General features: G+C 42.8%; 21 protein-coding genes and 1 other annotated feature. Of the genes, 3 read left to right on the top strand and 18 right to left on the bottom strand.

Annotation, left to right across the window (positions count from 1 at the left end; translation table 11 throughout):
- Positions 1 to 131: 131 nt before the first annotated feature.
- The 17 genes from DFR63_RS11610 to DFR63_RS11530 form a co-directional block, all read right to left on the bottom strand.
- Positions 132 to 1,088, bottom strand: a complete 957-nt coding sequence (locus DFR63_RS11610) for a threonine/serine dehydratase family protein (RefSeq protein ID WP_245954189.1) — start codon at positions 1,086 to 1,088, stop codon at positions 132 to 134.
- 44 nt (positions 1,089 to 1,132) lie between these two features.
- Positions 1,133 to 1,729 carry a 3-isopropylmalate dehydratase small subunit gene (gene leuD / locus DFR63_RS11605; protein ID WP_115886110.1) on the bottom strand — a complete coding sequence of 199 codons (597 nt, stop codon included), beginning with the start codon at positions 1,727 to 1,729 and terminating at the stop codon, positions 1,133 to 1,135.
- A gap of 10 nt (positions 1,730 to 1,739) precedes the next feature.
- The gene (gene leuC, locus DFR63_RS11600; RefSeq protein ID WP_115886109.1) at positions 1,740 to 3,152 is read right to left on the bottom strand and encodes a 3-isopropylmalate dehydratase large subunit; all 1,413 of its coding nucleotides are present in this window, start codon (positions 3,150 to 3,152) and stop codon (positions 1,740 to 1,742) included.
- 23 nt (positions 3,153 to 3,175) lie between these two features.
- Positions 3,176 to 4,234: a 3-isopropylmalate dehydrogenase gene (leuB, locus tag DFR63_RS11595; RefSeq protein WP_115886108.1), complete on the bottom strand. Its 1,059-nt coding sequence runs from the start codon at positions 4,232 to 4,234 to the stop codon at positions 3,176 to 3,178.
- Between the two features lie 15 nt (positions 4,235 to 4,249).
- On the bottom strand, positions 4,250 to 5,806 hold the full coding sequence (locus tag DFR63_RS11590; protein WP_115886114.1) for a 2-isopropylmalate synthase: 1,557 nt from the start codon (positions 5,804 to 5,806) through the stop codon (positions 4,250 to 4,252).
- Between the two features lie 35 nt (positions 5,807 to 5,841).
- On the bottom strand, positions 5,842 to 6,840 hold the full coding sequence (ilvC, locus tag DFR63_RS11585; protein ID WP_115886107.1) for a ketol-acid reductoisomerase: 999 nt from the start codon (positions 6,838 to 6,840) through the stop codon (positions 5,842 to 5,844).
- 33 nt (positions 6,841 to 6,873) lie between these two features.
- Positions 6,874 to 7,389 (bottom strand): acetolactate synthase small subunit, encoded by a 516-nt coding sequence (gene ilvN / locus DFR63_RS11580; RefSeq protein WP_115886106.1) that lies wholly within the window; start codon positions 7,387 to 7,389, stop codon positions 6,874 to 6,876.
- On the bottom strand, positions 7,377 to 9,107 hold the full coding sequence (gene ilvB, locus DFR63_RS11575; protein ID WP_115886105.1) for a biosynthetic-type acetolactate synthase large subunit: 1,731 nt from the start codon (positions 9,105 to 9,107) through the stop codon (positions 7,377 to 7,379). Before ilvB ends, ilvN begins: the two co-directional genes overlap by 13 nt.
- A gap of 73 nt (positions 9,108 to 9,180) precedes the next feature.
- Positions 9,181 to 9,419: a binding site (T-box leader), on the bottom strand.
- A 287-nt stretch (positions 9,420 to 9,706) separates the two neighbouring features.
- Positions 9,707 to 11,419, bottom strand: coding sequence for a dihydroxy-acid dehydratase (gene ilvD, locus DFR63_RS11570; RefSeq protein WP_115886104.1), 1,713 nt, complete (start codon positions 11,417 to 11,419; stop codon positions 9,707 to 9,709).
- A 23-nt stretch (positions 11,420 to 11,442) separates the two neighbouring features.
- Complete coding sequence (locus DFR63_RS11565) at positions 11,443 to 12,438, bottom strand: bile acid:sodium symporter family protein (RefSeq protein ID WP_115886103.1); 996 nt, start codon at positions 12,436 to 12,438, stop codon at positions 11,443 to 11,445.
- Between the two features lie 245 nt (positions 12,439 to 12,683).
- The gene (locus tag DFR63_RS11560; protein WP_115886102.1) at positions 12,684 to 13,541 is read right to left on the bottom strand and encodes a DUF4064 domain-containing protein; all 858 of its coding nucleotides are present in this window, start codon (positions 13,539 to 13,541) and stop codon (positions 12,684 to 12,686) included.
- A 130-nt stretch (positions 13,542 to 13,671) separates the two neighbouring features.
- Positions 13,672 to 13,947 (bottom strand): UPF0223 family protein, encoded by a 276-nt coding sequence (locus DFR63_RS11555; RefSeq protein ID WP_115886101.1) that lies wholly within the window; start codon positions 13,945 to 13,947, stop codon positions 13,672 to 13,674.
- Positions 13,948 to 14,012: 65 nt separating this feature from the next.
- On the bottom strand, positions 14,013 to 15,419 hold the full coding sequence (gene lpdA, locus DFR63_RS11550) for a dihydrolipoyl dehydrogenase (RefSeq protein ID WP_115886100.1): 1,407 nt from the start codon (positions 15,417 to 15,419) through the stop codon (positions 14,013 to 14,015).
- Positions 15,420 to 15,423: 4 nt separating this feature from the next.
- Positions 15,424 to 16,761 carry a dihydrolipoamide acetyltransferase family protein gene (locus tag DFR63_RS11545; RefSeq protein WP_115886099.1) on the bottom strand — a complete coding sequence of 446 codons (1,338 nt, stop codon included), beginning with the start codon at positions 16,759 to 16,761 and terminating at the stop codon, positions 15,424 to 15,426.
- 24 nt (positions 16,762 to 16,785) lie between these two features.
- Entirely contained in the window at positions 16,786 to 17,763 is a 978-nt protein-coding gene (locus DFR63_RS11540) for an alpha-ketoacid dehydrogenase subunit beta (RefSeq protein ID WP_115886098.1), read from the bottom strand.
- 2 nt (positions 17,764 to 17,765) lie between these two features.
- Positions 17,766 to 18,872, bottom strand: a complete 1,107-nt coding sequence (gene pdhA / locus DFR63_RS11535) for a pyruvate dehydrogenase (acetyl-transferring) E1 component subunit alpha (protein ID WP_115886097.1) — start codon at positions 18,870 to 18,872, stop codon at positions 17,766 to 17,768.
- A 165-nt stretch (positions 18,873 to 19,037) separates the two neighbouring features.
- Entirely contained in the window at positions 19,038 to 19,667 is a 630-nt protein-coding gene (locus DFR63_RS11530) for a YkyA family protein (protein ID WP_162842354.1), read from the bottom strand.
- Between the two features lie 111 nt (positions 19,668 to 19,778).
- Between DFR63_RS11530 and def the strand changes: the two genes are divergently transcribed.
- Positions 19,779 to 20,330 (top strand): peptide deformylase, encoded by a 552-nt coding sequence (gene def / locus DFR63_RS11525; RefSeq protein ID WP_115886095.1) that lies wholly within the window; start codon positions 19,779 to 19,781, stop codon positions 20,328 to 20,330.
- 53 nt (positions 20,331 to 20,383) lie between these two features.
- Here the strand turns inward: def and DFR63_RS11855 are convergent, their stop codons facing one another.
- The gene (locus tag DFR63_RS11855) at positions 20,384 to 20,554 is read right to left on the bottom strand and encodes a hypothetical protein (RefSeq protein ID WP_162842353.1); all 171 of its coding nucleotides are present in this window, start codon (positions 20,552 to 20,554) and stop codon (positions 20,384 to 20,386) included.
- Between the two features lie 384 nt (positions 20,555 to 20,938).
- Here DFR63_RS11855 and DFR63_RS11520 point away from each other — a divergent pair, with 384 nt between their 5' ends.
- Together DFR63_RS11520 and rnjA are read left to right on the top strand one after the other, a co-directional pair.
- On the top strand, positions 20,939 to 21,157 hold the full coding sequence (locus DFR63_RS11520) for a DNA-dependent RNA polymerase subunit epsilon (protein WP_115886094.1): 219 nt from the start codon (positions 20,939 to 20,941) through the stop codon (positions 21,155 to 21,157).
- Positions 21,157 to 22,836: a ribonuclease J1 gene (gene rnjA / locus DFR63_RS11515; RefSeq protein WP_115886093.1), complete on the top strand. Its 1,680-nt coding sequence runs from the start codon at positions 21,157 to 21,159 to the stop codon at positions 22,834 to 22,836. The genes DFR63_RS11520 and rnjA overlap by 1 nt, the downstream gene beginning before the upstream one ends.
- Positions 22,837 to 22,866 lie beyond the last annotated feature (30 nt).

Below are 22,866 nucleotides of genomic sequence, written 5' to 3'. Positions count from 1 at the left end.
GTTCATTCGTTGAATACCTTATGTTTGATTTCAAGAGAAAACTCCCCCTAAAGTAGTTTACTTTTTTAAGTGTCTACTTTAGGGGGAGCATATCAAAATCCACAAAGGAAAATGACCGACGGGTTGTTAGTTTACAGCACAGTTAATTGTTCTCTCGTTATTGTTTTATGATTTGCCTGCAGGGCAAGTGCCTGTATTTCTCCCATTTTGCTGAGATCCAGGTTGCCTCCGCTAACGATAACCCCTGTGTGCTCGGAGTCAATTTTGTCATTAAATGCTAAGAGTGCTGCGAGTGCTGTAGCGCCGGCACCTTCTACTAGTGATTTTGTACGTTCAAGCAGGTAGACCATTGCATAAGCAATCTGACTTTCCGATACGCAGTATATTTCATCAACATACTGCCGGACGGCCTGCTGTGTTAATTCACCGGGCTGTTTGACTGCAATGCCTTCTGCAATTGTGCTGCAGCTGTTAAGCACTACATGATCGTCTTTTGTGTAATATGATTTAAACATCGATGGTGCGTTTGCCGCCTGCACACCGATTATTTTAATGGATGGTTTAATCATCTTTGCCGCTACTGCAATGCCGCTTATCAAACCGCCTCCGCCTATTGGTACAATTAGCGTATCGAGCTCAGGTATCTCTTCCAGCATTTCTATTCCAATTGAACCCTGGCCTGCCATAATATCGTAATCATCAAAAGGATGGACATACGTTGCACCTGTCAGCTTTTTATGTTCCAGAGAAGCTGTAAATGCTTCCTGGAAACTCGCTCCGACAAGTTTAACTGATGCACCATATCCTTTTGTTGCTTCGACTTTCGCTGAAGGAGTACCTACCGGCATAAAGATAGTCGCAGCAGCATTTAATTTTTTCGCAGCAAGGGCTACGCCCTGGGCATGGTTGCCTGCAGATGCAGTCACTACTCCTGCTTCAAGCTGTGCCGGAGTTAATTTCGACAGTTTATATGATGCACCCCGATATTTAAACGCTCCGGTTTTCTGATGATTTTCCAATTTCATATAAACATTTTTGCCGGTTTTTTCATTTGTTGTCTGTGATGTTATCACTGGTGTTTTGTGCACATTTCCCCTCAAATATTCCATAGCATCTCTGACTAAATCACTATTTAACGAATTCCCAAAGAACCACGCTCCTCAAAAGCTGTTATTTTTTCTTCATTTAATAAAGTTAATGCAATGTCATCCCAGCCGTTAATTAATTTCTCTTTATGATAGGCAGGAATTTCAAACTTCAATGTCTTGCCGCTGCTGTCTGTAATTTCCTGTTTTTCTAAATTAACCGAGATATTAAAATCTCCATTTCTTGCCTGTTCCTGCCATTCAGCTACTTGCGTTTCCGGCATTTTAATTAAAATAATGCCGTTTTTAAATGCATTTGAGTAGAATATATCCGCAAAGCCCGGAGCAATAATAACTTTATAACCATAGTCTAAAAGAGCCCACGGCGCATGTTCCCGTGATGAGCCGCAGCCGAAGTTGTCACCGGCGACCAGCACTGAAGCACCATCGAATTTTGCATCGTCCATATCAAAATCTTCACGCTTCGTACCGTCGTCATTAAAACGCCAGTTATAAAAGACAAATTGCCCAAAACCTGTACGTTCAATCCGTTTCAGAAACTGTTTGGGGATAATCTGGTCCGTGTCAACATTCGAGCGGTTCAGCGGATATACTTTACCTTCATGCTTTGAAATTGCCTCCATAATTACCCTCCTATGCAGTTACTCTGCTCTGATATTTTCTGACATCGACAAAGCGGCCGTTAATTGCCGCTGCCGCTGCCATTTCAGGGCTGACAAGATGCGTTCTTGCCCCATTACCCTGACGGCCTTCAAAGTTGCGGTTTGATGTTGATGCACAACGTCCGCCAGGCGGTACTGTATCTTCATTCATGCCAAGACAGGCACTGCATCCTGCGTTGCGCCATTCGAAACCTGCATCGATGAAAACTTTATCGATGCCAAGCGCTTCCGCTTCCTGTTTGACAAGGAATGAACCCGGTACAACGATAGCTTTAACGCCATCCTTAACACGGTTGCCTTCTATAATATCTGCAGCACGCTGCAAGTCCAGAACACGGGAGTTAGTGCATGAACCAATAAATACATGATCAATTTCAATATCTGTAATCGGCATGCCCTCTTCAAGACCCATGTATTCAAGTGCGCGTTTCGTCGAGTCTTCATCTTTCGATTCGGAAACTACCGGTGTCGCTGCACTGATTGGCACAACCATGCTTGGATTTGTTCCCCAGGATACTTGAGGTTCTATCTCCGAAGCATTAATTTCAAGCGTTGCATCGTATTCAGCACCTTCATCAGTACTCAGGCTCAGCCACTCTTCGGCAAGTTTCTTATATTCTTCTTCATCTCTCGGCACGTAACGGCGCCCGCGAAGGAATTCAACTGTCGTTTCATCCGGTGAAATCAGACCGGCGCGCGCTCCGCCTTCAATTGACATATTGCATACGGTCATGCGGCCTTCCATCGTTAAGTCACGAATCGCCTGTCCAGTGTACTCAACGACATGTCCTGTCCCGAAATCAACACCGAATTTCGCTATAATAGCTAAAATTAAATCCTTAGCAGTCACTCCGACACTTAAGTTTCCGTTAACTTTGACGTTCATCGTTTTCGGTTTTGACTGCGTTAAAGTCTGAGTTGCAAATACGTGTTCCACTTCACTCGTACCGATACCAAAAGCAAGTGCTCCAAATGCGCCGTGAGTCGATGTATGAGAATCACCGCAGACAATTGTCTTGCCCGGCTGGGTCAAGCCCAGCTGCGGCCCGATGATGTGGACAATACCCTGATCAGGGTGATACATATCGGCAAGTTTAATACCAAATTCTTCACAGTTTTTCTTTAACGCATCCATTTGTTTCTGAGCAATCGCATCCTGAGCATCTTCCCTGTTTTTCGTCGGAACGTTGTGATCCATCGTGGCAAACGTTAAATCCGGACGGCGGACTTTTCGATTATTTAAGCGTAATCCTTCAAAAGCTTGAGGCGAAGTCACTTCATGGATTAAGTGCTGATCGATATAGAGTAAATCCGGTTTGCCTTCTTCTTCATGAACGATATGCCGTTCCCAGATTTTTTCGATTATAGTTTTTTTCTGAGCCATGTTAATCTTCTCCTTTAACTTTTTTATAGATTACTAATAATTTTTTCCGTCATTTCCGTCGTAGATATCGTTTCAGCTCCATCAATTTTCAAATCTGGAGTTTTGAAGCCTTGTTTCAGTACTGTATTCACAGCTCTTTCTATCGCTGCTGATTCTTCGTGCAGACCAAATGAATACTTAAACATCATACCGACAGATAACATCATACCGATTGGATTAGCTTTATTTTCTCCCGCAATATCGGGTGCTGAACCGTGAATCGGTTCGAACAGGCCGAGTCCGTTTTCACTTAAACTCGCTGAAGGCAGAACACCAAGAGATCCTGTTATTACAGAGGCTTCATCACTTAAAATATCTCCAAATAAGTTCTCAGTTACGATGACATCAAAGTAAGATGGATTTGTAATCAGCTTCATCGCTGCAGCATCGACAAGTTCGTGCTCAACTGTAACTTCCGGATATTCTTTTCCGACTGTATTGACAATTTCACGCCACATCCGGCTGGATTCAAGCACGTTTGCTTTATCAACCGATGTTAAATGCTTTCTTCTTGTCATCGCTGTATCAAATGCAGTGCGAACGATACGTTCAATTTCATCATGCGTATAAGTCAATGAATCTATTACACTTTGTCCGCCGTCCCGGCGTTCACTTGGTTCCCCGAAATACAGTCCGCCCGTCAGTTCTCTGACAATCATCAAATCGCTGCCGTGAACAATTTCCTGTTTCAGCGGTGATGATGCTTCAAGTGAATCAAATATTGTTACCGGACGCAGGTTCGCAAATAAGTTGAAATGTTTGCGGATTTTTAACAGTCCCTGCTCCGGACGTATGACGCTGTCAGCCCATTTTGGACCGCCGACAGCACCGAGCAGAATTGCATCAGCCGCTTCACATGCTTCTATCGTTTCATCAGGCAGCGGATTATTATGGGTATCAATCGCAATGCCCCCGATATCTTTAGCTTCTGTCGTAAACTCGTGCTTATATTTTTCTCCTGCAGCTTTCAGCAGTGCTTGCGCCGAATTCATTATTTCCGGACCGATACCATCGCCGGCCAAGGTGATTATATGTTTTTTCATTGCCGATTATCTCCTTTATGCATTTACACTTTCTGCAGGTGCTGCCGCCTGTTCACTCATCAAATAGCGGTTGACTGCATTAATATATGCATTTGCCGATGCTGCGAGTACGTCCTGAGCTGTGCCGCGCCCTGAAAACTGCTGATCATTAATTTTAATCTGCACCCGGGATTCTGCCAGTGCGTCTTTCCCGCCGCCTACTGAGCTGAGCTGGTAGTCGAGTAAGTTAGTTTTTTCTCTGATAATTTCCTGGATTGCCTTATACAGTGCTTCAACACTGCCGGAACCAGTAACTTCGTGTGATACATGCTCTCCGGCCGGTGTGACAACATCGATATGTGCTTTCGTCAGCCCGTCCTGCTCATAATTCACTTCGAAATTATTGAGAACATATCTCTCAATATTAGATGCATCTGTCTTGATTTCCATAATAATCGAATAGATATCATCATCAGTCACTTCTTTTTTATGATCCGTCAGTTCCTTAAAGCTGCTAAATGCTGCAGACAATTCCTCTTCTGTCAGCTCGACCTTAAATGATTTCACTTTATCTTTAAATGCATGGCGTCCTGAATGTTTGCCGAGGAACAGCGTATTTGCTGTATCGGCGGAAACCCCGACCAGGGCCGGTGAAATAATTTCATAAGTTTCCGAGTTTTTCAGCATACCGTCCTGATGAATTCCTGCTTCATGTGCATAAGCATTCCGTCCGATAATTGCTTTGTTCGGCTGAACCGTCATACCGGTCAGTTTTGCAACAATATCACTTGAGCGTTTAATCTCCTGTAAATTTAAGTTTGTTGTATATGGATAAAAGTCTCCACGGATGTGCAGTGCCACTGCGATTTCTTCGAGCGCTGCGTTGCCGGCGCGTTCACCGATACCGTTAATGGAACATTCTATTTGTGTCGCTCCATTTTCAATACCTGCTACCGAGTTTGCCACTGCCATGCCAAGATCATTGTGACAATGCGTCGAGAGAATAGCTTTATCTATATTCGGAACATTTTCAGATACATATTTAAACATTTCACCGTATTCTTTCGGTGTCGTATAGCCAACCGTATCAGGCAGATTGATAATTGCTGCTCCAGCATCGATCACCGCTTCAATAATTTCAGCAAGGAAAGGCAGTTCTGTACGTGATGCATCTTCTGCTGACCATTCTACTTCATTGAACATACTCTTCGAGTAGGTGACCATCTCTACAGATGTATCGATGACTTTCTGTTTATCCATCTTCAGTTTGAATTCTCTGTGAATCGGGCTCGTGGCAAGAAATATATGAATTCTTGGGTTCGGTGTATTTTTTAAAGCTTCGTACGCACGGTCAATATCGTGTTTTTTCGTTCTAGCCAGTGCAGTTACAGTTGAGTTTTTAATCGTATCTGCAATCAGCTTCACTGCCTGGAAGTCGCCTTCTGAAGAGGCGGGAAAGCCCGCTTCTATAACGTCAACACCGAGTCGTTCGAGCTGCTTTGCAATCTCCAGTTTTTCCTGCTTATTTAAATTAACACCCGGTGACTGCTCACCGTCTCTCAGCGTAGTATCAAAAATTTTAATATCGGTTATATCAGTCATATTGACCTTCCTCTCTTCAGTATTATTTATCTAATCGGGTTTTGAACAAACGGCATTAAGTCTCTCAGTTCCTGACCGACTGCCGTAATTGGATGTTTATATTCGCTGTTATTGATCGCATTGTACTGCGGGCGTCCCGCCTGGTTTTCTAAGATCCATCCTTTGGCGAACTGGCCGTTTTGGATCTCTGTCAGCACTTCTCCCATACGTGCTTTCGTTTCTTCATTAATAACACGCGGTCCGCTGACAAAGTCTCCCCACTGAGCTGTATCGGAAATTGAGTAGCGCATGTTTTCCATACCGCCTTCGTACATTAAGTCCACGATAAGTTTTAATTCGTGAAGACATTCAAAGTATGCAACTTCCGGCTGGTAACCCGCGTCTGTTAAAGTTTCAAAACCTGCTTTAACTAATGAAGTCAATCCGCCGCACAGTACCGCCTGTTCCCCGAATAAGTCTGTTTCTGTTTCTTCCTGGAACGAAGTCTCAAGTACTCCCGCACGTGCAGCTCCAATTCCCTGTGCATAAGCTTTTGCAACATCCGACGCGTTGCCTGATACGTCCTGGAATACTCCAAATAAAGCAGGTACACCCGCTTCTTCCTGATAAGTACGGCGTACTAAGTGTCCAGGCCCTTTAGGAGCTACTAAAAATACGTCAACGTTTTCCGGCGGTACAATCTGATTAAAGTGAACATTGAAGCCGTGCGCGAAAGCTAAAGCACTGTTTTCTTTTAAGTTATCTTTAATTTCTGCCTCGTAGACTTTTGGCTGGCCTTCATCGGGCAAGAGGACCATCGTTACGTCAGCATCTTTAACTGCTTCTCCGACAGTTCTCACATCAAAGCCGTCTTCTTTCGCTTTATCGAACGATTTACCTTCGCGGAGACCGACGATTACGCTATAGCCTGAGTCTCTTAAGTTTTGTGCATGTGCATGCCCCTGTGATCCGTAGCCCACGATAGCTACTGTTTTTCCTTGTAAACTTCCTGTGTTGATATCTTTATCGTAATAAACTTTAGCCATAATTTAATTTCTCCCTTTATATATTATATTTTTTTAAACACTGAATGATTTCAGTTCCTGGATACCTTTTTGCTGTCCGCGCCGGAAGGCTGTAACACCCGTGCGGGATAAATCCTTCAGTCCGTATGGTGTTAACAGTTCAATTAGCGCATCCACCTTATCCGGCTTGCCTGTTACTTCTATAATGAGTGAGTTTCTTGAAACGTCCAGCACACGCGCTCTGAACGGTTCGATAATACTCTGGATTTCGCCTCTCGATGTATTGTTTGCTCCGACTTTTATTAGAGCAAGCTCTCTCGAGACGATTTTAGAATCGGTTATATCATCGACTTTCAATATATCGATTTGTTTATGCAGCTGTTTAGTCAGCTGTTCCGAACTTTTATCGTTCGCAATATCGACAACGATTGTCATTTTCGATATGCCCAGCGTTTCCGATGCACCAACTGTAATGCTTTCGATATTAAAACCGCGTTTGGCAAGCATTCCAGTTACTCTGTTCAGCACCCCGCTTGAGTTTTGCACTGTCAATGTAATTACTCGCTGCATGGTCTCACCCCTATCATTTCGTGATTTCCTTTACCTGCCGGCACCATAGGATAAACCAGATCAAGTTTGACCACTCTTGCATCGATCAATACCGGTTCATTCGACTGAAGGGCCTCTTTAAGTTCTCCTGATACTTCCTCTTCCTGTGTATATCTGTATGACTTCACGCCGAAACTTTCACCGAGTTTTACAAAGTCGGGATTAGTATGCATCAGCGATTCTGAATAGCGTTCGTCGTAGAATTTCTCCTGCCACTGTCTTACCATGCCGAGTGCTTCATTATTGACGATTACTACTTTTACCGGCAGGTTGTATTGTTTCAGCGTGGCCAGCTCCTGCATTGTCATTTGGAAGCCGCCGTCACCGACAACAGCAACAACTGTTTTATCAGGGAAAGCCAGCTGAGCACCGATTGCTGCAGGAAGTCCAAAGCCCATAGTACCGAGTCCGCCGGATGTGACGAAGTGATTCGGCTGGTTAAATTTGTAGAACTGAGCGCTCCACATCTGATGCTGGCCGACGTCTGTCGTCACTATCGCTTTGCCGCCGGTCGCTTTATATACCTGTTCGATAAACCACTGCGGTGAAATCAATTCATCACTGTGTTCATACCAGAGCGGATTCTGTTCTTTGTCTGTCTGGGTTTTATGTCTCCAGCTGTCGATTGGTTTCATCTCGCACTGGCCTGCATTTAACAGTTCAAGCGCTTCTTTCGCATCGGCAACTACCGGTATTTGAGTTTCGACGTTTTTACCAATCTCAGCCGGGTCGATGTCGATATGAGCTACTCTTGCACGCGGTGAAAAGTCAGCAATTTTGCCAGTCAGTCTGTCATCAAAACGGGCACCAATGTTAATCAGTAAGTCAGCATCGTGAATTGCCATGTTCGCCGCATACGTTCCATGCATTCCAGCCATGCCGAGGAAATTTTCATCGTCTGCATTAAATGTTCCAAGACCAAGCAGGGTTGATACTACAGGCAGATTATACTTTTTAATAAAGGCCCGCAGTTCTTCTGACGCTTTCGCAAACTGAACACCGGCTCCTGTTAAAACAACCGGACGTTCCGACTTTTGCAAAGCTTCAAGCAGACGGCTGATCTGCAGCGGATTCGGTTTTGTTGTCGGCTGATAGCCCGGCAGACGGAGCGCATCGTCTGCCGCTTCTTCCACAGCTGCTTCTGAGATATTCTTTGGAATATCCACTACAACTGGTCCCGGTCGTCCTGTAGAAGCAATATGGAAAGCTTCTTTAACAATACGCTTTAAATCTTTAACATCTGTTACCTGATAGTTATGCTTTGTAATCGGAGTCGTTAAACCGATGATATCCGCTTCCTGGAAAGCGTCTGTTCCGATAACTTTCGTCGATACCTGACCCGTAAATGCAACTATCGGCAGTGAATCCATCATTGCGTCAGTGATACCTGTAATTAAATTCGTTGCACCCGGTCCGCTTGTTGCAATTACGACTCCCGGCTTGCTGCTTACTCTGGCATATCCTTCCGCTGCATGGATCAGACCTTGTTCATGTCTACAAAGAATGTGTTTGAATGAACTCTCATGACGGTAGAGCGCATCGTAAATGGGAAGTACTGCACCGCCCGGATAACCGAAGACAGTATCAACTTCATGTTCCGCTAATGCTTCTACTAATAAGTCAGCACCTGTTTTTATATTCGCAATAACTTCCTGTGAGTGTTCAACTTCAACCTTCATAATTTTTCCTCCTTATAGCATAAACTTAAAATAAAAAAGCTCTTTTCTCCCCATTGATTATTTTTCTAATGATCAATGGGGAGAAAAGAGCTTTCCACGGTACCACCCAAATTCGCGTACACCTTCAGGTGCACACCTCTGCAACTGGCATAACCAGTTAAAATGAATAACGAGTTTTAACCCGTCCCTGCCTACTTCTTTTCAGCCGGGCACTCAGGGATGAGATTCTTTACTGCTGCATTCTGAGTTCTCACCAATCACTCAGTCTCTGAAAATGTTATACAGTAACGAAGTTCCCTTCAACGCTTTAAGTTTAAATATTTGAATTGTTTGATTATTTAATTTTCTTAATGAATGTATAATACCCCGTATATAAAGCAAAAGCAACAGCAAAAAGCTAATTATTTTAAATTATCTAATATTTCTGATAATGTAATCGTTTACAATGCCGACGTGTCCACTTTCCTGAAAATCAATATTTTTATTTACTTATTACATGATTATGTCTTAGATACAGATAACGCTAAAAATACAAAAATCCGCACGTCAGCTTTCCGAAGAAGTTTGACGTACGGATTTCACTTTATTTTATTTAATTATCAGTTTCTCCCCGGCAGGTCGTCCCGGTTAAAGAAGTCTGTAATCGCACCTTTTGATGAAGAAGATACGATATGCGCGTATTTTCCGAGCACACCTTTACTGTGGAGCGGCGGCAGTACTAAATCTTTGCGGCGTTCTTCAAGGACTTCATCTGAAACGTTAAACGACAGTTCTTTTGTATCCTGATCAATCGTTACAATATCTCCTGTCTGAATTAAAGCAACATTTCCTCCGTCCTGTGCTTCCGGAGCAATATGTCCGACGACAAGACCATGGGTGCCTCCGCTGAAACGGCCGTCCGTTAAGAGTGCGACATCTTCGCCGAGTCCTTTCCCGACGATTAAACTTGATAGCGACAGCATTTCCGGCATACCCGGCCCGCCTTTAGGACCAACGTAGCGTACGATGACAACATCACCTTTAACAATATCATTCGTCATAACAGCTTCAATAGCTTCCTGCTCTGTATCGAACACTTTAGCTTCGCCGACGTGGCGGCGGACTTTAACACCTGACACTTTTGCTACAGCGCCTTCCGGTGCCAGGTTTCCTTTAAGAACGATTAAAGGTCCGTCAGCACGCTTCGGATTTTCAAGAGGTAAAATGACATCCTGTCCCGGTGTTAAGTGTTCAACTTCTGCCAGGTTTTCAGCAATCGTTTTTCCTGTTACAGTCAGGCAGTCTCCGTGAATATATCCTTTTTCATAAAGATATTTCATTACACCCTGCACTCCGCCGACCTTAAACAGATCCTGGAATACATATTTACCGGAAGGCTTCAAATCAGCCAAATGCGGTACTTTTTCCTGGAAATCATTAAAGTCTTCAATCGTCAGCTCAACTTCAGCTGCATGAGCGATTGCAAGCAGGTGTAAAATCGCATTAGTCGAACCGCCGAGTGCAAGTACGACAGTAATTGCATTTTCAAAAGCTTCTCTCGTTAAAATGTCTCTCGGATAAATTTCTTTTTCGAGCAGGTTGAGTACAGCTTTACCGGCTTCATAAACATCCTGTTCCTTTTCTTTTGTCACTGCAGGATTTGATGCAGAGCCTGGCAGGCTGAGCCCCATAGCTTCTATGGCAGCGGCCATCGTGTTTGCCGTATACATACCGCCGCAGGCACCCGGCCCCGGACAGCCTGCACATTCTACTCTCTTAAGTTCTGCGTCGTCGATATCTCCATTGTTCCACTTACCGACACCTTCGAATACAGAAACAAGGTCGATATCCTGGCCATTATGACGGCCGGGTGCAATCGTTCCGCCGTATACAAAAACTGCAGGAATATTAGTATTCGCTATAGCAATGGCACAGCCGGGCATATTTTTATCGCACCCGCCGATAGCTACGAATGAATCGAAGTTCTGACCTTGAACCATCGTTTCTATGGAATCTGCAATAATGTCCCGTGACGGCAAGGAAAAACGCATGCCCGGTGTTCCCATTGCGATACCGTCTGCGACAGTAATCGTATTAAACTGAACAGGCACACCGCCCGCTTCTGACACCCCTTCTTTAGCAAACTGGGCAAGATCGTTTAAGTGAACATTACACGGTGTCGTCTCTGCCCAGTTGCTCACGACGCCAATTTGAGGTTTTTTGAAACTTTCATCGGTAAAACCGACCGCTCTCAGCATTGCTCTGTTTGGTGCTTTTAATCCGATATCATCATATACATGTGAACGAATTCTTATATCTTTTTTCTCTGTCATAATTACTCCCGCCTTTTTATCTTTTAAACTTCTGAATGTTTTACTTCTGCAGGCTGCTCATTAGCTGCCTTATCTTCTTGCAGTTTATTTTTTCTGTTATCCAGTTTGCTCAGCCAGTTTGCAACTAGCGAACCTGAAATATTATGCCAGACACTAAACAGTGCTCCCGGCACCGCTGCAATCGGTGAAAAATGTGTCGCAGCAAGTGTTGCAGCAAGACCTGAATTTTGCATGCCGACCTCAATCGACATTGTTTTTGTATCTCTGAGATCAAACCGCAATACTTTACCCAGCAGGAAACCGACGAGGTAACCCAGAAGGTTATGGAGTATTACTACCCCGAAAATTAACAGACCCGACGCAATAATATTTTCAACGTTATTTGCGACAACTGCCGTAAGTACACCGATAATCCCGATAACGGAAATCAGCGGCAATATCCCGACAGCCTTATCGACTTTTGTGCCAAGCAGGTATTGAACGATAATTCCGAGTGCAATCGGCACCAGTACAATCTGGATGATCGAAAGGAACATTGCCGAGAATGATACCGGCAGCCAGGCACTTGCAAGCAGCAGTGTTAATGCTGGAGTCACAATCGGTGCAAGGAGAGTCGTTACCGAAGTTGCAGTAACTGATAAAGCCATATTTCCTTTTGCGAGGAAAGTCATAACGTTACTTGAAGTTCCGCCGGGTGAACAGCCGACAAGAATAACGCCGATCGCAATTTCCGGAGGCAGCTGAAACAAGTAAACAAGTCCTACTGCAATCAGCGGCATAATGGTATACTGAGCAACTGCCAGTGTAATGACTTCTTTCGGTGCAATTAAGACCTGTTTGAAGTCGCCGAGTTTTAAAGTCAGCCCCATGCCGAACATAATTATTCCGAGGAGCAGATTTATGTATGGTGCAATCCATGTAAATCCATCTGGTACAGCAAATGCCAGAACGGCAAATATAATAACCCAGACAGCAAATGTGTTTCCTATAAATGTACTGAATCTGATCAATGCATTCACATATATGACCCCCTGTATTTACTTTTTTATAGTATAAAGGGTATCATAACAGAAATATTCATCTTTTAGAATATTAATATTTGATTATTTATTAAATTCAGATTATTAAAGCTGTCTTCAAAACCTTCGTATCATTGACTTTACTGTCTTGTTATCGTTTACAAAAACGTATAATAATTTTGTGTAAATTTCTCCAAATTAAAAATCCGGAAGAGTAAAAGCCTCTTCCGGATTTAAAGCGGGTCTTATTTGCGGTTTCTGCGATCGACATTATCTCTTCTTGTACGCGCGGGATCTTCGCGGTCAATTTCGTTTAACTCTTCAGTATCTATCCCGCTTTGCCGATTATATTCGCGGTCTGTAACCGGCTGGTCGATATTTTTTGAATCGATATTATTATCGACTAAAGGAGAATCATCTTCTTCAATACGGCTGAATTTTCGCGTACTCTCAATATCTTCCCCGCGCACCTTGCTTTCCTGATTATAACCGTACTCCGTGTCTCTGTTCTGGTGAATTTTAACATCTTCATCAGGCGGAGTCTGAACGCGGTGCTGATTTGCTCTATTTTCTTCTCCAGGAAGATCTTCCTTGCGGTTATTGTAACCGTTACGTTCTTCACGCGGGTATGCATCTCTAGGATCCTCGTTTTTCACAACTAAATCTTTACGTGCAAACAGCAGAATTGCTGCGATGACGAAGAACAGCGATGAGATTAAAGTAAATACTAATGGAGCTGCAAGAATCGCAGCAAGCAGCAGTAAAATACCTGCTAAAATTCTACGGCGCATATTTAACAGACCAAGTATCGCAATGATTAATGGCAATGCAAGATAAAGTGCTACCATCCAAGAACTGCTCAGCGCAGAAATCGTCATATCGATAACAGCCTGCGGATCAACTCCCTGAGTATTCATACCCTGCACCTGAGATTCCATCTGGCTGGTAATCTGGTCAATTTGATTCGGGTCATTCATAGTAACTAATGAGAAAAACAAGATTCCTGCAGTAAATGCCAGCAGTATAAGCCAGCCCAGCCAGCCGAATATTCTTTCAGCAATGCGGCTGACAGGTTTTACAGTTTGAGTGTATTCCTTTGCCATAATAAGCCTCCTAATTTGTCTTTAGTAGTTAATACCCACCGTCAGCATAACTTAATCAAGCGATACTTTAAATTGTTAATAAAACCTCCAGAGCATTAAATTTATTAACTGCAGAGAACTTCAAGTCATTTTACGGCTTAATGATATCGGACGGTTCTGCATCTTTAAGCTGTTTAATAAGAAGATAAGGTACTTTGCCGCTGACTTTTTCATATTCTTTGAAAAATTTTTTCTCCTCGGATTTTGACGGTACTATTTCCTTAAAGTCCTTATAAGCTTCTTCAAATTTACCAGCCAGCACGCCTTCTTCATAACCGACTTCAACTGCCTGATAAAAAGACATGACATAGAGCACTTCCTCGGTGCTCCAGTCATAATCAAGCGGATATGAGTATTCATTATTCATTAATTTCAGCCTCCAAATCAAATAAAGGTCAGAGTGTTTTACCCTGACCTTTAAAGTTTATAAAATTACATTGAGTGAATCGGACGTCCTAAAGCAACTTCTGCCGCTTCCATCGGAATTTCACCTAATGTCGGATGCGCATGAATTGTTAGAGCAATATCCTCAAGTGTCATACCTGTTTCAACTGCAAGTCCAAGTTCAGAAATAATATCTGAAGCACCGTTACCTGCAACCTGAGCACCGATAACCAGCCCATCTTCTTTACGTGCGACGACTTTAACAAAACCGTCTGTCTTGTTAAGTCCGAGTGCGCGGCCATTCGCCTGGAACGGGAATTTGCCGGTAACAACTTCGATATTTTTATCCTTGGCTTGTGACTCATTGTAGCCTACTGTAGCAAGTTCAGGCTCAGTGAAGCAAACTGCAGGCATAGCGATATAATCAACTTCTGATTTTTCGCCGGCGATTGCTTCTGCTGCCACTTTACCTTCGTAGCTTGCTTTGTGAGCTAATGGAAGACCGTCAACGATATCACCGATAGCATAGATATTAGAAATGCTTGAGCGCGACTGTTTATCAACTTCGATTAAACCGCGGTCAGTCATTTTAATTCCTAATTCTTCAAGTCCAAGCTCATCAGTATTTGGTCTGCGGCCAACAGTAACCAGTACGTAGTCCGCTTCAATTTCATGAGTTTCGTCTTTTGCTTCGTAAGTTACTTTAACGCCATTTTCTGTCTCTTCGGCAGATTTAGCCATCGCTTTAGTAACAATCGTCGCATTTTTAGATTTAAGATTTTTCTTAACCAGCTGAGTCATCTGTTTTTCAAAACCGCCTAATATATCAGGTGTTCCTTCAAGAATCGTCACTTCAGTACCGAAGTTGGCATAAGCTGAACCAAGTTCAGTTCCGATATAGCCGCCGCCGATTACGATAAGTTTTTTTGGCGCTTCTTCAAGTGCCAAGGCACCTGTAGAATCTAAAATACGGCCGCCGAATTTAAATCCTGGAATTTCGATTGGGCGTGATCCTGTTGCGATGATTGCGTTTTTGAACTCATAAGTCTGAGACTGCTTATCATCCATCACTTTTAATTTGTTGCCCTCTGCAAAGTAAGCTTCGCCTTTAACGACATCGACTTTGTTGCCTTTTAAGAGCATGTCAACACCGCCGACAAGTTTGTTTACTACGCTTTCTTTAAACTCCTGAACTTTAGAGAAGTCTAATTTAACACCTTCTGTAATAACACCCATATCTTCGGAATTTTGAGCTTCCTGGTAACGGTGCGCTGATGAAATCATTGCTTTTGACGGAATACATCCTACATTTAAACATACACCGCCGACATTTCCTTTTTCTATCAGAGTTACCTTCTGTCCAAGCTGCGCTGCACGGATTGCAGCGACATAACCGCCGGGACCTGCACCAATTACAATTGTATCTGTTTCAATAGGAAAATCTCCAACTACCATTTTACTATCCCTCCATTAATAATAAATCCGGATTATTAAGCAGACGCTTAATGTGATTTAAAGCATTTTGAGCTGTTGCGCCATCGATTTGTCTATGGTCGTAACTTAGTGATAGTGCGAGAACACGTGCCGCGACAATCTCTCCGTCTCTTACGACAGGCTGTTCTTCAATACGGCCAATTCCTAAAATAGCAACTTCAGGCTGATTGATAACCGGTGTAAACCACTTGCCGCCTGCAGATCCCAGATTGGAAATTGTTACAGAACCGCCTTTCATCTCATCAGATGAAAGTTTGCCGTCACGTGCTTTTGTAGCCAGTTCGTTAATTTCATCAGAAATTTCGAACATTGAAAGTTTGTCAGCATCTTTTACAACAGGCACTACTAAACCTTTTTCAGTATCTGCTGCAATACCTACATTATAATAATGTTTCTGAATGACTTCAAATGTTTCATTATCAATTGAAGTGTTTAATTCAGGGTATTTCTTAAGTGCTGATACAAGCGCTTTAACAACATAAGGAAGGAAGGTTAATTTAACACCCTGCTCAGCTGCGATTTCTTTGAACTTCTTGCGGTGAGCCCACAAGGCATCGACTTCAACTTCATCGATGTGTGTAACGTGAGGTGATGTGTGCTTAGAGTTAACCATTGCTTTCGCAATCGCTTTTCTCATGCCGCTCATCTTCTCGCGAGTTTCCAGTTCGCCTGTCTGCTGTTTAAGAGGAGATTTTTGCGTTCCTTCACTTGCAGCAGAAGTTTCTTCTTTGGATTCTTCAGCCTGTTCTGTTTCAGTTCCGAAGTTTTCGATGTCCTCTTTTAGAATACGGCCATTTTTACCAGTTCCTGTCACTTCTTTAATATCGACATCATTTTCACGTGCAAATTTACGGACAGAAGGCATCGCAATAACTATTTTATCGCTGTCTGATTTATCTTTATCCGGCTGTTTTTCTTCTTTGTTCGGAGATTCTTCAGAAACCTGTTCTTCATCAGCCGGTTTAGCTGCATCATCCGCAGGTTTTTCTGAAGTTTTTTCAGCTTTTTCTTCAGGTTTTTCTTCAGATTTCTCTTCATCTTTGTCTGATGAAGCTGAATCTTCACTGCCGTCGTCGATTGTTACAATTGTCGTCCCGACTGTAGTAACTTCGCCTTCTTCGACATGAATTTTAGACACAGTCCCATCTACAGGTGATGGAATTTCTACGACTGCTTTATCGTTTTGAATTTCAACCAATACATCATCTTCATTAATCTTATCGCCTTCGGCAATCAGCCATTTAGCAATTTCCCCTTCGTGAATTCCTTCACCGATGTCCGGGAGTTTAAATTCAAATGCCATAATTATTCCTCCTATTATTAGACTCTAGAAATCCAGCACTTCTTTTGCACGTTCAATGATATCATCTTTGTTCGGCAGCCAGACACTTTCAGCCTGCGTGAACGGATAAACTGTATCCGGTGCAGTCACGCGTTTAATCGGTGCTTCAAGATGAAGGATCGCACGCTCCGATAATTCAGAAACTACGTTTGCTGCAACACCGGCCTGACGCTGCGCTTCCTGGATAACTACTGCTCTGTTAGTTTTCTTAACAGAATCGATTAAAGTGTCGTAATCTACAGGTGAAACAGTACGAAGGTCGATAACTTCTGCACTTACGTCTTCTTTGGCCAGTTCTTCGGCAGCTTTCATCGCTTCCTGTACCATAGCGCCGTAGGCGATTAGAGTAATATCTGTACCTTCCTGTTTAATGCTTGCTTTGCCGATTTCCACTTCGTAGTCCTCTTCAGGTACATCTTCACGGAAAGAACGGTATAATTTCATGTGCTCAAGGAAAATAACAGGATCATTTGAACGAATCGCTGAAATTAACAGTCCTTTAGCATCTATCGGGTTTGACGGAATTACTACGCGTAAACCTGGAGTCTGAGCCATTAAGCCCTCCAGAGAGTCTGCGTGAAGTTCCGGTGTGTTAACACCGCCGCCGAATGGCGCGCGGATAACGATTGGTGTTTGCTTGCTCGCTCCGGAACGCACTCTGTGGCGAGCTATCTGTCCCGCAATTCCATCCATTGCTTCGAAGAGAAAGCCAAAAAACTGAATTTCAATTACCGGACGGTAGTCTTCTAAAGTTAAGCCTAAACCTAATGACACCAGACCGCTCTCTGCAAGCGGCGTATCGAATACACGGTCTACGCCGAATTCTTCCTGCAAACCTTCTGTTGCACGGAAAACCCCGCCGTTGACACCGATGTCCTCACCGAAAACGAGAACATTCTCATCATTTTTTAGTTCTGTAGCCATAGCATTAGTAATAGCTTGAATCATCGTCATTTGTGCCATAATTATTTAGACTCCTTCCCTTTATAGTACTCATACTGTTCTTCTAAGTTAGACGGCTTCACATCGTACATGAGATCCATCAGCTCAGTTACAGATTGTTTTTCTGTTGCATCTGCCTCTTTTATTGCCGCTTTCACATCTTCTTTAGCCTGTTCAATTACTTCATCTTCTTTTTCTTTAGACCATAATTTCTTACCTTCTAAATAAGTACGGAAACGTACAATCGGGTCTTTCTTCTCCCAGTCGCTGTCTTCGTCTGAAGTTCTGTAGCGTGTCGGATCGTCCCCCGCCATCGTGTGCGGTCCAAAACGGTAGCACAGTGCTTCAATCAGCGTAGGTCCTTCTCCTGCAACTGCACGGTCGCGTGCTTCTTTTGTCGCCTGATAAACTGCGAGCGGGTCCATGCCGTCAACAAGAACACCCGGGATACCTGCTGCTACAGCTTTTTGAGCCAGTGTTGCAGCTTTACTCTGCAACTCTCTCGGTGTTGAAATTGCGTAATTATTGTTTTGAATAACGAAGATTGCCGGTGCATTGTAAGCTCCTGCGAAGTTGATTCCTTCATAGAAATCCCCTTGGGAAGTTCCGCCGTCACCTGTATAGGTAATTGCTACATTTTCTTTGCCGCGTTTTTTAAGACCGAGTGCTACACCTGCGTTCTGCACATACTGCGCGCCGATGATAATCTGCGGGCTGAGTGCATTAACACCTTCCGGGAACTGATTCCCTTTATAATGACCGCGTGAGAATAAGAATGCTTTAGTCAGCGGCAGACCATGCCAGATTAACTGAGGTACGTCACGGTAGCCCGGGAGTACATAATCCCCTTCAGATAATGCGTAGTGACTTGCAATCTGCGATGCTTCCTGACCGGCTGTCGGAGCATAGAAACCTAGACGCCCCTGACGGTTTAATGCCGTAGAACGCTCATCTAAAACTCTAGTCCAAACCATTCTCGTCATTAACTCAACGAGTTCATCATCGGATAATTTCGGATCCATGTCTTTATTGACGATTTCGCCTTTTTCATTCAAAATCTGAAGCATTTCAAATTTTGCTTCTATTTCTGAAAGAACATCAACTGGATTCAATTTCTTATTTGCTGCCATGTATGTTCACAATCCCTTCTAGATTTGTTTGTAATTAATTTCATTTTATCACACTACTGTTCTAACAGTAAATAAAATAGAGGTGTAACAGATTAGTACAGAGTTGATATGTCAGCGTTTTCATTAATGATACAGTTAAATCTGTTCTAGTAACACCTTGAATTTTTAGTTATTTTCAAGAATTTGTTCTATTTCGCCTTTTAACTGATTTATTTTTTCTGTTTCAGAGGCAAAACGTTCAGATGCTTCGTTAATCGGTTCGCTGTATTCGGCGATTTTGTTTAAGTGTTCATCCACCTCATCCTGTGCAATATCTTCATTTCCTAAATATTCGAACAGCTCATCTTCTGCCTGCAGGGCTTCTGTATATGTATCAGTCATCGTTTTATGTGCGTCAAACCGCGCATTCATCGCTGTTACAAGAGAATCTGCTTCTTTTTTATATTCTTCATTCGAAATATCTTCCGCTGCTTCACGAGCCTCTTCAAATGCCCCATCTGAATCCGCAATCAGTCCGCGTTCTTCCTCCAGCAATTCAAGTCGCTCTGCAGTATTAGTCTGAAGCTCTTCGCTGATGCTGTTAATCTCTTTAATATCAGCATTGTTCAATTCTTCCTGCATCGATGCTTTTGAACCTTCCAGTTCATTATACTGTTCGTTCAGTTCGCTCAGTCCTTTTTCTTCAGTCAGACTGCCGGTAAACGCATCGTAAAAATCATTCAGTTCGGATTCCGCATTGCTGCAGGCAGATAAAAACAAGACTGCTCCGCCCAGTAATACAATAAATTTCTTCACTTCGATATGTACCCCCATGTTAAATTAATTTTTTATCAGTATTTACAATACCATTTTAACGCAAATATATTGTATAATAAACCGAGTGTTTGAAACGAAGGAGGTTTTATCATGCTGACTATGGAAAATATTGTGCGCGACGGTCATCCGATGCTGCGTAAAAAAGTAAGCGAAGTGGCAGAAATCGATGCACAGACAATAGCAGAATTAAAAAGTATGAGAGAGTATCTGATTAACTCACAGAATCCTGAAGTGAGTGAAAAATATTCCCTCCGGGCGGGTGTCGGACTTGCCGCACCTCAAATTGGTCTCGATAAGCGCATGCTTGCTATATATGTTGCAGATGAAGAAGGCAATCCGGAATACGACTACATGCTGATCAATCCTAAAGTAATCAGTCACTCGGTTAATGAAACTTATCTACCGGCCGGCGAAGGCTGCCTGAGTGTCGATGAAGAAATAGAAGGCATCGTGCAACGTAAAAAACGCATCCGCGTCAGTGCTGTAACAATCGATGGAGAGAAAATCGATATTAAGGCAAAAGGTTTTTTAGCAGTTGTCCTGCAGCACGAGCTCGATCATCTGGACGGCGTAATGTTTTACGACCATATTGATAAGAAGGCGCCTTTTGAGCCGACCGGCAATGCCGAACCGCTCGAATAGGACCAATATAAAAGACGGGGGCTGTGTTAAATACAGCCCCCGTCTTTTTAAGTTTAAATAAATTCATCTTTTCTGATATTATATTGAATCTTTTTTTCGCGCAGTTTCTGAATCAGCATATTCATTTCTTCTTCGTTAATAAAAACCGGATCTTCTCCGTGAGGCATGTACACATCAGTATCCGTCTCCGTCTGGCTGCTGTAGTCAGCATATACAAAGTTCATAACGATCTGATTCCCCCGGACATTAAACTCGATGCCGGTAAATATTTTATCCCTTCACATCTGTTCATTTTTAACTGTCGACATAATCCTTTCTATCTTCACAGTTTTCCCTCCCTTGTTACTATTATAAAGTCTTTGCAAGTACCGGGTCTATATTGTAAAATGAGAATAAGTATATAAGGGTGTGATAGTATGCTGAGAAGGTTACGTGAGAAACTTAAGAAAAAGTTGAAAAGCATCCTGGGCAGAAAAGGTTTATTGCGCAATGAATATATGAAGGGTAAATAGCGCCCTAAATAATGTGCTTAAAAAATTTAGGCACATATTTTTATTTTTAACATTTATTTTAATAATGATAAATAACTAACAAAGGAGTCATAAATTATGGCAGTATTTAAAGTATTTTTCCAAGAAGATATAGACACGCGTATCATTAGAGAAGACACACAGATTCGCTATGTCGAGGCAGAAACAGAAGAAGAGGTTCGCAACTATTTGAAAACGAACCAGAACAACATCGAATTCATCCAGGCACTTAGTCCCGCGCATCTGGAATATGAACAAAACAATAATGAAGATTTTAAAGTAGAGACTATCGCGTAATGACGCTTGAATCAAATGAAGTAGGTGTATTTGCTCTTGGGGGACTGGGAGAAATCGGGAAAAACACATACTGTATTGAATATAAAGATGAAATTATTATTATCGATGCGGGGGTCAAGTTTCCAACAGATGATGAACTTGGCGTTGATTATGTAATACCTGATTACACTTACTTAAAAGAAAACGAAGATAAAATCAGTGCACTTATTGTGACACACGGCCACGAAGATCACATCGGCGGTATTCCTTTCTTATTAAGACAAATTTCAGTACCTATCTACTCAGGTCCGCTTGCCTTAGGGTTAATTCGCAACAAACTTGAGGAACACCATCTTCTCAGCCAGACTGAATTAATTCCTATCGATGAGGACAGCGTTTTGAAATTTAAGCATATGGATGTTGAGTTTTACTTAACTACTCACTCTATCCCGGAAGCTTACGGCGTAATCGTACGGACACCGGAAGGCAATATTGTTCATACAGGTGATTTCAAATTTGACTTCACTCCTGTCGGCGAACCGGCAAACCTTGCCAAAATGGCGAAACTCGGTGAAGAAGGCGTGCTCGCCCTTCTGTCAGACTCAACAAACGCTACGGTTCCAAACTTCACTATCAGTGAAAAATCAGTCGGCCAGAATGTTGAAGATATATTCCGTAAATGTACAGGCCGTATTATATTCGCTACTTTTGCATCGAATATTTACCGCGTGCAGCAGGCAATTGAAGCTGCGGTGAAATTCGACCGCAAAATTTGTATTTTCGGCCGCAGCATGGAAAACAACATTAAAATCGGCCAGGAGCTCGGCTATATTACAGCTCCTCCTGAGACATTTATAGAACCTAAAATGATTAACAAAATAGAAAAACATAAAGTGATGATTTTATGTACAGGTTCACAGGGAGAGCCGATGGCAGCACTTTCGCGTATTGCCAACGGTACACACAGACAAATCAGCATCATCCCTGATGACACTGTAGTTTTCAGTTCATCGCCGATTCCGGGCAACACTTTAAGCGTTAACAAAACAATCAACGCGCTTTATAAAGCAGGCGCTGATGTTATTCACGGTAAACTGTCCAATATTCACACATCAGGACATGGTTCGCAGGAAGAACAGAAATTAATGCTCCGCCTGATGCAGCCTAAGTATTTTATGCCGATTCACGGTGAATACCGTATGCTCGACCTGCATAAGAAACTGGCAATTTCAACTGGTGTTAAAGAAGAGAATATTTTTGTTTTTGAAATCGGCGACGTTCTTGCCCTGACGAAAGACAGTGCGCGTTTCTCACACCGCGTTACTGCCGGAACAGTATTCGTTGACGGCAACGGCATTGGAGATATCGGCAACATTGTTCTCCGCGACCGTAAATCGTTATCAGAAGAGGGATTGGCAATTGTCGTACTGACAATTGACTTTGAAACAGGCGAACTCTTAAGCGGACCGGATATTATCTCCCGTGGTTTCGTTTATATGAGAGAATCATATGGTCTGATCCGCAGTGCAGAGAAGAAAATCCGCGATGAAGTCAAAACGCTGCTCGATTCAAAAGAAAATGTTGAGTGGTATAATGTTAAACAGCTGATTATTGAAGAATTAAGCGGTTTCCTTTATAATAAAACGAAGCGGCGTCCAATGATTCTTCCGATTATTATGAGAGTTAACGACGATAAATAAAATAATATGACTTAAGCATCGAAGTCCCGA

The organism is Jeotgalicoccus halotolerans (assembly GCF_003387165.1).
GTDB classification, from domain to species: domain Bacteria; phylum Bacillota; class Bacilli; order Staphylococcales; family Salinicoccaceae; genus Jeotgalicoccus; species Jeotgalicoccus halotolerans.
This window is presented reverse-complemented; position numbering and strand designations above follow the sequence as displayed.